This window comes from Arthrobacter oryzae (assembly GCF_030812315.1).
GTDB classification, from domain to species: domain Bacteria; phylum Actinomycetota; class Actinomycetes; order Actinomycetales; family Micrococcaceae; genus Arthrobacter; species Arthrobacter oryzae_B.
In genome coordinates this window covers 201,410-213,265 of record NZ_JAUSSM010000005.1, presented here as the reverse complement: position 1 = coordinate 213,265, position 11,856 = coordinate 201,410, and the positions used below count along the sequence as shown (strand labels likewise).

11 protein-coding genes and 1 pseudogene are annotated in these 11,856 nt (G+C 66.9%); 5 read left to right on the top strand and 7 right to left on the bottom strand.

Annotated elements, in window-relative coordinates:
* Window positions 1-1,386, bottom strand: coding sequence for a glycine--tRNA ligase (locus tag J2S97_RS12040; RefSeq protein WP_307049670.1), 1,386 nt, complete (start codon window positions 1,384-1,386; stop codon window positions 1-3).
* Window positions 1,387-1,509: 123 nt separating this feature from the next.
* Window positions 1,510-2,514: a DMT family transporter gene (locus J2S97_RS12035; protein WP_307049667.1), complete on the bottom strand. Its 1,005-nt coding sequence runs from the start codon at window positions 2,512-2,514 to the stop codon at window positions 1,510-1,512.
* A gap of 33 nt (window positions 2,515-2,547) precedes the next feature.
* Here J2S97_RS12035 and J2S97_RS12030 point away from each other — a divergent pair, with 33 nt between their 5' ends.
* A complete protein-coding gene (locus J2S97_RS12030) occupies window positions 2,548-2,784 on the top strand; it encodes an RNA-binding S4 domain-containing protein (RefSeq protein ID WP_307049665.1) in 237 nt (78 codons plus the stop codon).
* 1 nt (window position 2,785) lies between these two features.
* Here J2S97_RS12030 and J2S97_RS12025 read toward each other — a convergent pair whose 3' ends face one another.
* Window positions 2,786-3,436 carry an alpha/beta hydrolase gene (locus J2S97_RS12025; RefSeq protein WP_307049663.1) on the bottom strand — a complete coding sequence of 217 codons (651 nt, stop codon included), beginning with the start codon at window positions 3,434-3,436 and terminating at the stop codon, window positions 2,786-2,788.
* Between the two features lie 148 nt (window positions 3,437-3,584).
* Between J2S97_RS12025 and J2S97_RS12020 the strand changes: the two genes are divergently transcribed.
* The 3 genes from J2S97_RS12020 (at window position 3,585) to J2S97_RS12010 (ending at window position 6,165) form a co-directional block, all read left to right on the top strand.
* Window positions 3,585-4,376: an SGNH/GDSL hydrolase family protein gene (locus J2S97_RS12020; RefSeq protein WP_307049998.1), complete on the top strand. Its 792-nt coding sequence runs from the start codon at window positions 3,585-3,587 to the stop codon at window positions 4,374-4,376.
* A 7-nt stretch (window positions 4,377-4,383) separates the two neighbouring features.
* Entirely contained in the window at window positions 4,384-5,532 is a 1,149-nt protein-coding gene (locus J2S97_RS12015; RefSeq protein ID WP_307049661.1) for a winged helix DNA-binding domain-containing protein, read from the top strand.
* An 84-nt stretch (window positions 5,533-5,616) separates the two neighbouring features.
* The gene (locus J2S97_RS12010) at window positions 5,617-6,165 is read left to right on the top strand and encodes a hypothetical protein (RefSeq protein WP_307049996.1); all 549 of its coding nucleotides are present in this window, start codon (window positions 5,617-5,619) and stop codon (window positions 6,163-6,165) included.
* A 38-nt stretch (window positions 6,166-6,203) separates the two neighbouring features.
* Here the strand turns inward: J2S97_RS12010 and J2S97_RS12005 are convergent.
* The 3 genes and pseudogenes from J2S97_RS12005 to mmsB all read right to left on the bottom strand — a co-directional run bounded on the left by J2S97_RS12005 (window position 6,204) and on the right by mmsB (window position 9,611).
* Window positions 6,204-7,117 (bottom strand): annotated as a pseudogene (locus J2S97_RS12005) (hypothetical protein).
* A 74-nt stretch (window positions 7,118-7,191) separates the two neighbouring features.
* Window positions 7,192-8,676: a CoA-acylating methylmalonate-semialdehyde dehydrogenase gene (locus J2S97_RS12000; protein WP_307049659.1), complete on the bottom strand. Its 1,485-nt coding sequence runs from the start codon at window positions 8,674-8,676 to the stop codon at window positions 7,192-7,194.
* Window positions 8,677-8,708: 32 nt separating this feature from the next.
* Complete coding sequence (gene mmsB / locus J2S97_RS11995; protein ID WP_307049657.1) at window positions 8,709-9,611, bottom strand: 3-hydroxyisobutyrate dehydrogenase; 903 nt, start codon at window positions 9,609-9,611, stop codon at window positions 8,709-8,711.
* A 142-nt stretch (window positions 9,612-9,753) separates the two neighbouring features.
* Here mmsB and J2S97_RS11990 point away from each other — a divergent pair, with 142 nt between their 5' ends.
* Window positions 9,754-10,659, top strand: a complete 906-nt coding sequence (locus J2S97_RS11990) for a LysR family transcriptional regulator (protein ID WP_307049655.1) — start codon at window positions 9,754-9,756, stop codon at window positions 10,657-10,659.
* A gap of 75 nt (window positions 10,660-10,734) precedes the next feature.
* On the opposite strand, the gene J2S97_RS11985 is transcribed toward J2S97_RS11990, so the two are convergent.
* The gene (locus tag J2S97_RS11985; protein WP_307049653.1) at window positions 10,735-11,853 is read right to left on the bottom strand and encodes a zinc-dependent alcohol dehydrogenase family protein; all 1,119 of its coding nucleotides are present in this window, start codon (window positions 11,851-11,853) and stop codon (window positions 10,735-10,737) included.
* Between the last annotated feature and the right edge of the window lie 3 nt (window positions 11,854-11,856).

Here is an 11,856-nt window from a genome sequence, read left to right as displayed (position 1 = left end):
TCAGGCGCCGATCAGCCGTGCGGCCAGGTAGCCCTCCACCTTGTCCAGGGAGACACGTTCCTGGCTCATGGTGTCGCGTTCGCGGATGGTGACGGCCTGGTCCTCGAGGGTGTCGAAGTCCACGGTGATGCAGAACGGCGTACCGATCTCGTCCTGCCGGCGGTAGCGGCGGCCGATCGCGCCGGCATCGTCGAAGTCGATGTTCCAGTTCTTGCGCAGCTGCGTGCCCAAGGCCTTGGCCTTCGGGGACAGGTCCTCGTTGCGGCTCAGCGGCAGCACGGCGGCCTTGACGGGAGCCAGGCGCGGGTCCAGCTTCAGCACTGTACGGACGTCTACGCCGCCCTTGGCGTTGGGGGCCTCGTCCTCGGTGTACGCGTCGATGAGGAACGCCATGAAGGAACGGGTCAGGCCGGCGGCGGGCTCGATCACGTACGGGGTGTAGCGCTCGTTGGTGGCCTGGTTGAAGTAGCTCAGGTCCTGGCCGGAGGCCTTGGAGTGCGTGGAGAGGTCGAAGTCCGTGCGGTTGGCAATGCCTTCCAGCTCGCCCCACTCGGACCCCTGGAAACCGAAGCGGTATTCGATGTCCGTGGTGCCCTTGGAGTAGTGGCTCAGCTTCTCCAGCGGGTGCTCGAAGAAACGAAGGTTTTCAGCCTTGAGGCCCAGGGAGGTGTACCAGTCCATGCGTTCCTTCATCCAGTACTGGTGCCACTGCTCGTCCGTGCCCGGCTCGACGAAGAATTCCATTTCCATCTGCTCGAACTCACGGGTGCGGAAGATGAAGTTTCCGGGCGTGATCTCGTTGCGGAAAGACTTGCCGATCTGGCCGATGCCGAACGGCGGCTTCTTGCGCGAGGTGGTGAGCACGTTGTTGAAGTTCACGAAGATGCCCTGCGCGGTTTCCGGGCGCAGGTAGTGCATGCCTTCCTCGTTGGCCACCGGGCCGAGGAAGGTCTTGAGCAGGCCGGAGAATTCCTGCGGCTCGGTCCATTCGCCACGGGTGCCGCAGTTGGCGCAGGCGATGTCCTTCAGGCCGTTTTCGGCCGGACGGCCCTTCTTTTCCTCGTACTCTTCTTCGAGGTGGTCGGCGCGGTAGCGCTTGTGGCAGGAGAGGCACTCCACCAGGGGATCGGAGAAGACCTCCACGTGGCCGGAAGCTTCCCAGACCTGCCGGGGAAGGATCACCGAGGAATCCAGGCCCACCACGTCCTCGCGGCCCCGGACAACCGACTGCCACCACTGGCGCTTGATGTTTTCCTTCAGCTCGGCGCCGAGGGGCCCGTAGTCCCAGGCAGAACGGGAGCCACCATAGATTTCACCGGCCTGGAAAACAAAGCCCCTCCTCTTGGAGAGGGAGATGACCTGGTCGAGAACGGATTTTGCTGCCATGGGAACTCCAATTTCTACTGGGCCGCTGGGTGCGGTCCGCGCGGTTTCTAGGCCCCTGTACCCGGCTGGTTGCCGGGCGGGGCGGTACGAAGGAAAGATGTGCAGGAAGCTGCGTGTCCTAGCCTACCGGCCCGGCTGCCGCTTGAGGGCGCCGCGGGGCCACGGCAGGGTGGCCAGGACAATTGCGCCGAGGGTCAGGACGGTGCCGAGGACGGTGGGCAGGGCAACCACCGTGCCGGGTGCGGGAAAGGCCAGATCCAGGCCCAGCGAGCCCAACAGCTGGCCGGCAATCATGCCCAGCCCGGTGACCAGCACGCCCAGGCTCCGGACCAGCAGTGCGCCCAGGCCGATGAACGCGCACCCCATGGGACCGCCCAGATAGTACCACCATTCAGCGGGCAGTCCGTTGCCGGCTCCCGCGACAGCGAGCTTGATCAGCCAGGCGAGCCACAGCACGGTGGCGCCCGAGATGAAGTTCACCAGGGTTGCGGCGATGGGTGTGCCGTAATGCACTGTGGCCGTCCCGTTCATTGCCTGCTGGAAACTCATCAGGAAGCCCGCGATGACGGGCAGGAGCACCGGCAGCAGCAGCTTGGCCGGGTCCGCGCCGTCTCCCCCGGCGCCGGAACCGCCAGCCCCGCCGAACCGCGGGGACACGGCCCAGGCGACGGCGGCGATCGTGAGCACGGTGCCCAGGACTCGGATGCCGGTGACGGACTTCTTGCCGGCGGGGCCGATACCTAGCCGGTCCACCAGCAGCCCGCTCAGCGTCTGCCCCGTGACCGTGGCAACAGTAAAGAGGGCAACACCAAGCAGGCCAACAGTGAAGGACTGGGCAAAAACGAAGAAGGCGCCGATGCCGCCGGCCATGACGTACACCGGCGGAAACCGCCGTTCCCGGAGTGCGGGCAGGATCTGGGCCAGTCCTCGGCGTCCCCTCGGCAGGACCAGCGAGACCGCGGTCATCACGACCAGTCCCGTGGTGAAACTCACCACGGCGGCGGCTATGCCATCGTTCAAGCGGGCGCCCAGGGCCCCGTTGATCCGGCCCTGGACGGGGATGGCGAGTCCGGCGGCTACAGCCAGCGGTAGTCCTGCAATGAGTGGGAGACGGGGTGCGTGGGTCACTGGATTCACCTTACGTCAGGCATCATTGCTTGTATGAGCAACCCGGAAATCGAAGAGATCCCCATCCGCGACGACATGATCCGCCTGGGCCAGCTCCTGAAACTGGCCAGCCTCGTAGAGGACGGCGTCGAGGCTGCGGAGCTGATCAGGAACGGGCTGGTCAAGGTCAACGGCGAGATAGACGACCGCCGTGGCAGGCAGCTCCACCACGGCGACACCGTCACAGTGAACGGCCGGACCGTGCGTATTTCAACGCCTGCCGGTTCCTGAACTACTTTTTCAGCACCTCGTGGGTGAGGAACTCCGAGACGTGGCCAATCTCCTGCTGGTTGATCCCGTGCCACATCCCCGTGTAGAGGACCTTCGTCAGCTTCACGTGGTTCCGCACCCAGCCCATGGTGTATTCGATCTTGTCCTGGGTGATGACGGGGTCCTGCTGGTCACGGCCCCAGAACAGCGGCACGTTGCCGTCCAGTTCGTCGTCGTGGAAGCTCGGGTCCGCTCCGGCATTCACCACAAACCCGGAGAGTCCGACGACGGCGGCGAAGTCGGCCGGGCGCTGCCTCAGCAGCGTGGTGGCCATCGCCATGCCCATGGAGAACCCGAGGAGCGTGACGGAGGAGTGGTTGCCCTTGACGCCGTCGAGCCAGTCCAGCACGAAGCCGGCGGCAGTCTTGACCGCGTCCAGGGAATAGTCCGCGGAGTCCGTCAATGGGAACCAGGTGAAGCCCGGACCCATGGCGATGGGGGCACGCACGGACGCTACCGCGAAATCGCCGGGCAGCAGATCGGCCAGGCTGAGCAGGTCCTGTTCGTTCGCACCGTAACCGTGCAACAGGACCAGTAGGGGCTTTCCCGAGCGCGCTTCGTCAGGAGTGGACCACAGGACAACAGGGGCAGTGGAAACGTCGGCTTCAGTCATGGGTCCATTCTTACAGTTACCCTCGGGTAACAACCTACGGTGGCGTAGCTTTGCACTAACGAGGCAGGATGGACACGTGAGCGAAACTGAAGCCATTCCGAACCCGCAGGACACTGTCGACGCGCACCCCTGGGGCCGGTACGTGGCCATGGGCGATTCCTTCACGGAAGGCATCGGGGATCCTGAGCCCGGAAGCCCCGGCGGGCACCGCGGCTGGGCCGACCGGGTGGCCGAGGAACTGAGCCGTGGCCACGCTGATTTCGCCTACGCGAACCTGGCCGTGCGCGGACGGCTCCTGGAGCAGATCGTGGATCAGCAGCTTGCACCGTGCCTTGCCCTCAAACCGGATCTGGTGACGCTGTCCGCGGGCGGCAACGACCTCATCCGGCCCGGCGGCGACCCCGATGCGCTGGCTGAAAAGCTCGATTCGGTGGTGCATATCCTCAGCCTCGGCGGCGCCACCGTTGTCCTGTTCAACGGCCCGGACACCGGATCCTCCGTCCTCGGCAGGCTCCGCAGCAAGATCGCCATCTACAACGAGAACCTGCGAACCGTTGCGGCACGGCACGACGCCGTCATCGCCGACATGTGGTCGCTGCGCCAGCTCGGCGATCCGCAGATGTGGGATCAGGACCGCCTGCACTTCTCGCCGTTGGGCCACCACACCATCGCGGCCATGGTGCTGGATTCCCTCAACATCCAACACACCCTGGAGCCGCTCTCCCCTAAGCCACTCCCCCAGCGCACCTGGCGCGAGGCGCGGTCCGGCGACCTGGTGTGGGCACGCGAATACTTTGTTCCGTGGGTTGTCCGCCGGCTGCGCCACCAGTCCTCCGGGGACGGCATCACTGCCAAGCGGCCCACGCCGGGGCCGGCTTTCGGTCCCGGGATGCCGCTGGGGTCGGGCGAGGTCCCGGGACTAGAGCCCGGGCGGAAGTAGCGCACAGGTGGACTCCGACGACGTCGTCAGGCTGAGGCTAAGACGGCAGCAGCTGCGCCCGCCCCACGCATCCTCGCCGGAAGCCGCGCTGAAGAACCTCCTGGCCGTGCAGTCCCAGGAATTCCCCTATGCGCGCTGGTCCTTGGCGCAACGCACTGCAGGAGCCTCCGCTGCCGACGTCGAACAGGCGGTGGCCGACGGCCGGATCCTCAGGACGCACATCCTGCGGCCCACCTGGCACTTTGTGCACCGCGACGACCTCCGCTGGCTCCTGGCGCTGTCCGCACCGCGGCTGCATCGGGGAAACCAGGGCATGTACCGGCAGACCGGCATTGACGCCGAGAGGGCGTCGCGGAGTGCTGGAGTCCTGGCCGCTGCCGTGGCCGGCGGCGCCCACAAGACCCGGGAGCAGCTGGCGGCGGAACTGCAGCGCAGCGGTTTTGCGGGCAAGGGCCTGGAGCTGGCGTACCTGATCATGCACGCGGAGATCAGCGGGGTCCTGACCAGCGGAACGCCAGTCCGCAGCAAGGGCGGTGCGCTCCGGCAGACCTACGCCCTGTTCGACGAACGTGTCCCGGCGGCACCCGGCGCGCCCGCCGACCGTCCCGCGGCGTTGGCTGAACTCGTCCGGCGCTATTTCCAAAGCCGCGGGCCCGCCACCGCCAAAGACTGCGCCGACTGGTCCGGGCTCACCGTCACGGACGTCAGGCTCGGGCTGGCACAGGCGCTGGAAAGCGACCCCGACTCGCTCGAGACCGCCGCGCTGGACGGTATGGAGGTTCATTTCAGCCCGGTTCCTTTCAGCCCGCTTCATTCCCAGCTGAACCCGCAGCCGGAGCCTGCGGAAGGTGGCCAGCCCCGGATCGACCTGATCCAGTGCTACGACGAATACGTGATGGGCTATTCCCGCACACGGCACTTCCTGGGCGGCACGGCCCCGGCAATGCCCGAGCGGGACGCCCCCATGCACGTTGTGCTCCGGGATGGCCGCATGATCGGATCCTGGCGCCATGTCCTGGCCGGCGGAAACTGCGAGCTGGACATCCGCACCGGACCGGACCCCGGCAATGGCGGCAACCGAGCGACCAACCGCGCTATCGATGAGGCGGTTGAGGCCTACGGGAAGTTCCTGGAAATGCCGGTGGTCCGGAAATAGGTGGCCAGAACGGCCAAACGCCGGGCTTGGCTGCCGGGGTTAAACTTAAGGGACACTTCTGAGAGGCCCTCCACCGTGAGTAACATGTTCTTCTGGATCATCATCCTGTCGTTCCTGATTCCCTTCGCCATGCGCATGTACCGGAAGTCCGTCCGGGGCAGGAACCAAAACCAGGGTTTCAACGGACAGTACCCCGGCCAGTTCCCCGGCCAGCAGCCGGGCCGCCCGAACAACCAGCCCCGGGACGGCTACACCCAGCAGGACTACTTCGGCGGCGGCTTCCGGCAGCTCGGCGGGCCTCAGCAGCCCCCGCTGGACCAGCCCTACCAGAACCCGGGTCACCCGACCGCTGACTACCAGAATCCGGGCTACCAAAACCCCGGCCACCCGACTGGCGGGTACCCGGCTCCGGGCGGCCCCGGCCAGGTGCCGTACGAGGACAGCCCGGAATACCCGGCCAACCAGTCACGCCAGCAACAGCAGCAGCCGTCCGCCCCGGCAACTCCCCCGCCGCCGTCGGCTCCCCAGGGTTTCCGCGCGCGGAAACTGGCCGAGCTGGACCAGCAGTACAGCAACGGCGAGATCGCCATGGAGGAATACATGGCCCGGCGCGACGAGATCATGAAGGGCTAGACGCCCAATCTCCCGTTTCTCCTCAGGACAGTTTCTCGTCAGGCCGCCAGCGAGTTGCTGAAGCGGGTGCGTTTCAGGACTTTGGCACGGTGGAGTAATTCGCGTCTCCTGCGACGGTTGACGGGCAGCATCGATCCGGGCACCCGCGAGCCCGCCGGTTCCATCCCAAGTGCCGGTGTCCCCGGCAGTGGCGGCGCGGTGGATTGGTAGGTGTGCCCGGTCGCGGTGCGGATTTGCAGGGTGTGCCGGGGCCGGGGCGTGGTTCGGAGCGCCAGCCGGGTGATTCCTTGGTGGTTGCAGGATTCGCAGAGTCCGCTGCCGTTGCTGTGGCTGGTGGGCCCTCCGTGATGCCACGCGAGGATGTGGTCGTGGTGGCGGATCGGCGCATCGCAGTAGGGTCTGCGGCACGTGTCGTCCCGGGCCTGGATGAAGCGGCGCAGTCCGGCCGGGAAGAGCCGGGCCCGGGAATCCATTGCTACCAGCTCACCGGTCCCCGGGGGCGGTGTAGAGCCGGCCGGCGCCGGCCAACGTCCCGGTGTCCGCGGCGAGCTGTTCGTCGACGGCACACCGGTCGGCAGCGGACAGGCAGGCTGTTTCCTTGACCAGCAGCGTGGCACGCCATTCATTGAGCTGTCCGTTGTGCAGGGCAGCCAACGTGCGGGGCATCTCCTTTACGAGGGCTTTGGCTAGTCCCGGAAGCCATCCGCCGCGGGCCGGGGATTCACGCCGGGCCAGAGCGATCTGGGCGGCAACACCTTTGCCCAACTCATCCTCGGGAAGCCCTGCTTCGGCTTGAGCGCAGCGCTGCTGGACGGAACGCCACCGAGAAGCTGGCCTGCAGCCCCGCCGCGGCCGACTTCAGATCCTCCAAGTCCCGCAGCTGGTCAATGAGGGCAGCACTCCCGCTGCAGGGGCGCACCGAGGCCAAGGACCGGATAAGTTCCTGAAACAGCCCGCGACCCGACTGCTTTGGCGGTCGGGGCACGGGCTGTTTGCTGCAGGCAGATGGCCTGCCCAGCGTGACGCCTAGTCGACCTGCGGGAAGCCGAGGTCAATCACTGAGGTGGACGGATCCGGCCAGCGCGTGGTCACCACCTTGCCGCGGGTGTAGAAGCGGATACTGTCCGGGCCGTACATGTGGGTGTCGCCGAACAGCGAGTTCTTCCAGCCGCCGAAGGAGAACGTCCCCACCGGAACCGGGATCGGCACGTTGACGCCCACCATGCCGGCCTCGACGTCGAACTCGAACTGGCGGGCTGCCCCGCCGTCGCGTGTGAAGATCGCCACGCCGTTGCCGAATTCGTTGTCGTTCACCAGCCTGACGGCGTCGCTGTAGCTGTCCGCGCGGACCACCGACAGCACGGGGCCGAAGATTTCGTCGTCGTACACCTTCATGCCCGGCTTCACGTGGTCCACCAGGCTGACCCCGATGAAGAAGCCGTCGGAGTCGAACTGCTGCGAACGGCCATCCACGACGACGGTGGCACCTTCGTCTTCAGCGCCGGCAACGTAGGAAGCGACCCTGTCCCGGTGTTCCTTGGTGATCAGTGGCCCCATCTGCGAGGAGGGGTCCGTGCCGGGGCCGATCTTCAGGGTCGCCATGCGGCTGCTGATCGCCGATACGAGGTCGTCGGCAATGTTGCCCACCGCCACCAGCACGGACACGGCCATGCACCGTTCCCCCGCCGAGCCGTACGCGGCCGACACGGCCGCGTCTGCCGCCATATTCAGGTCTGCGTCCGGCAGGACCACCATGTGGTTCTTGGCACCGCCGAGCGCCTGGACGCGCTTGCCATGGTCGGCCGCCCGCTTGTAGATGGACTGCGCAATGGGCGTGGATCCCACGAAACTGACGGCCTTCACACCGGGGTGTTCCAGCAGGACGTCCACAGCCTCCTTGTCGCCGTGGACCACGTTCAGGACCCCCGGCGGCAGGCCCGCCTCGGCGAAGACTTCAGCAATAAAAACGGCCGACGACGGGTCCTTCTCGCTGGGCTTCAGGAGCACCGTATTTCCGCATGCCAGCGCACTGCCGATCATCCACAGCGGCACCATGGCGGGGAAGTTGAACGGCGTGATGCAGGCGACCACGCCCACGGGCTGGCGGACCGAGTGGACGTCCACGCCGCTGGAAACCTGCTCCGAACGCTCGCCCTTGAGCATGTGGGAAAGCCCGGTGGCGAACTCGATGTTTTCCAGGCCGCGGGAGATTTCGCCCTCGGCATCGGAAAGTACTTTGCCGTGCTCACTGGTCAGGATGGCGGCCAGCTCGGACTTGCGCTGCGTCAGGAGTTCCCGGACGCGGAAGAAGATGTTGGTGCGCCTGGCCAGGCTGGTGGCCCGCCAGCCCGGCAGGGCGGCCTGGGCGGCGGCGATGGCTTCCTCCACCCGGGCGGCGGAGGCCAGGGCCACTTCCTTTTCCTGGGCGCCGGTGGCGGGGTTGAAGACGGGGCCGAAGCGGTCGGCGTCGCTGATCAGGGCGCCGTTGATGAAGTGCGGAATGCGTTGCATGGGGAAAGTCCTTTTCGTGATGCCGGCTGAAGCTAGTTGGCGGTCTCGAGCGAGCCGTCGACGAGTTTGATGATCATCGAGCAGTCCTTGCCGGACTGGCCCGAATCGATGAGCCGCTGGAAGAGGGTTTGCACGTGCTCGCCGATTTCCAGCGGCGTGCCCGTGTCGCGGGCAGCACTGATCGCCAGGCCGATGTCCTTGTTGGCGAGCTCGGTGGTGAAGGTAGGGGCGAAGTCATTGTTGGAGGCGGCGGTGGGAACCACGCCGCCCACCGGATACCAGGTCCGCAGCGCCCAGCTGTCTCCCGAGGACACCGAGGCGATGTCCCAGAAGACCTGCTTGTCCAGGCCCAGGCGATCGGCGAGCACGGCTCCCTCGGCGGTGGAGGCAAGGTTGATGAAGAGCATCAGGTTGTTGCAGATTTTCGCTGCCTGCCCCGTAGTGGCGCCGCCGGTGGGAATGACATTGCCAGCCATGGGACGGATGTAGTCGGTGGCCTCGGCCACGGCCCCCGCCTCGCCGCCGATCATGAAGGTGAGTGTTCCGGCCTTCGCACCGCTCATGCCGCCTGAGACCGGGGCGTCCACGAAGCGGAAGCCGGCGGCAGCGGCGGCGTCGTGCAGCGCCTGGGCGGAGGCGATATCGATGGTGGAGGAATCCACCAGGAGCGTACGGGTATCGGCGTGGGCCAGGACCCCGTCCTCGCCCAGGTACACGGCACGGGCGTGCTCGCCCTTCGGCAGCATCGTGAACACGACGTCGGCCCCGTCCACCGCATCGGCAATGCTCGCCACGGGCTTCACACCGCCGGCTTCGGCAGCTGCCACCGCCTCGGGGTTGAGGTCGAATCCCCGGACCTCATGCCCGGCTTTTGCCAGGTTTGCTGACATGGACCCACCCATGTTCCCCAGACCGATCCAGCCGACTACTGCCATGGCGAAAGCTCCTTTGCTTCGTGTACCGGCCGATGCGGCCGGAAGTTCCTTATCCACCATCACACCCTGTTACAGTGCAATCAAGGGGAGAAATTACAGAGGGTATGTGCATTGATGCACACTGATCCGAAAAGGCTGAACCATGGATTTGAACCGGCTGCCGAGTCCGGACGACCTGCTGATCCTGCTGACCGTTGCCCGGCTGGGCAGGTTCAACGCCGTCGCGGAGACGCTTGGCACCACCCACACCACCATCTCCCGCCGCATCCTGGCGCTGGACAAGCAGCTGGGCGGACGGACCTTGGAGCGCACCCCGCACGGCTGGGAACTGACCGAACTGGGCAGCCAGGCCGTTGCCGCAGCCGAGGCGATCGAGGCGACGCTGGGGTCACTCGCCGGAGCCATGGGGAACGGCGACGCTTCGCTCTCGGGCATGGTCCGGATCAGCACGTCCGACGGATTCGGCGCCGAATTCGTCGCACCGGCGCTGGTCCGCCTGCAACAGGACAATCCGCTGCTGAACGTCGAGATGCTCAGCGCCACCCGCAAAGCCAGCCAGAACCGGTCAGGCGTGGACCTGGAAGTAGTGGTGGGCCGGATGGAAGTCACCAACGCGCAGCCCATCTTCCTCACCAACTATTTCCTGCGGCTCTACGCCAGCCCGCAGTATGTCCGGTCCCGCGGGCTGCCTGCCGCACTGGACGACGTCCGCGATCACGGCTTTGTCTCCTACGTGGAGTCGGCGCTGCAGGTCACCGAACTGGGACACCGCTCCTCACAGCTGCCCGCCCCCAAATCCAGCTTCCAGGCAACCAGCGTGTTCGCCCAGGTGGAGGCTGTCCGCTGCGGCGCGGGCATCGGCCTGCTGCCGAATTTCATGGTTGCGGACAAGCCGGAGTTCGTGCCGGTGCTGCCCGAGCTGTTCCAGCGCCAGCTGCCCATCTGGGCGGTGGCGCGTCCGGAGTCGCTCCGCTCGGCGTCCGTCCGGGCCGTAGTGGATGCGCTCAAGGCGGAAGTGTCAGGCCGCCAGGAAATCCTGGCGGCCTGACACTGGGGCCTTCCGCGCCAAAGCGCGCCCGCTAAAGCGCCCGACTGGAGTGCACCTACGCCTGCTGAAGCGCAGCTACGCCTGGAACAGCCGGCGCACCACGTCGCCGGCGGCCAGGGCATCGAGGCCTTCATTGATTTCCGCCAGCGGCCTGGTGTCCGTGTGCAGCAGCTCCACGGGAAGCCGCCCTGCCCGCCAGTGGTCAAGGTACAGCGGAATGTCCCGCTCCGGCACGGCATCCCCCATGTAGGAACCGAGCAGCCGTTTCCCGGCGCCGGCGAACTGCAGGGCCCCCACCGTCAGTTCCGCGGTGGGGTTCGGCAGTCCGACGGAGACGACGGCGCCGCCGCGCGTCACGAGGTCCAGGCAGGAGGCGATCACCCCGGCGGATCCCACAGCCTCGACGGCGATGTCCACGCCGTCGCCGGTCGCCTCAGCGACCAGCCGGGCGGCGTCGTCGGGTGTTCCCACTGCCGTGGCGCCGCAGTCCCGGGCGAGCTGGTGCTTGCCTTGGTTGGGATCGATGGCGATGACGGCAGCGGCACTGGCCAGGGACGCCGCCATCACGGCGGACAGGCCCACCGCGCCGAGCCCGAACACGGCCACCGACTGGCCGGCGGTGACCTCCGCCGTGTTCAGCACGGCGCCCATTCCGGTGAGCACGGCGCAGCCGAACATGGCCGCCACAGTGTCCGGGACGTCGTCGCCGATCACGACGACGGATTCCCGGGCCACCACGGCATAGTCCGCAAAGGCCGAGACTCCAAGGTGGTGGTTGATCCGCTCCCCCGCCGGCGTCCGCAGCAGCGCCTCGCCGTGCAGGAGGTCCCCCGAGCCGTTGACCTCCGCGGCGCGGTGGCACAGGGCCGGGCGGCCTGCCCGGCATGCGCGGCAGTTTCCGCAGCTGGGGACGAAGACCAGCACCACGTGGTCGCCGGTCGAGACGTCGTCCACGCCCTCGCCGACAGCCACCACCCTGCCCACGGCTTCGTGTCCGAGCGCCATAGGCAGCGGCCTGACGCGGGAGCCGTCCACCACCGAAAGGTCCGAGTGGCACAGGCTTGAGTAGGTGATAGCGACGCCGAGCTCGCCGGACCGCGGTTCGGGCCGGTCCAGTTCCTGGATCTGCAGCGGACGGGCTTCGGTGTAGCCGGTTCCTGCGGGAACCGTGGAGTAGAGGACTGCTGCTCGCATAAG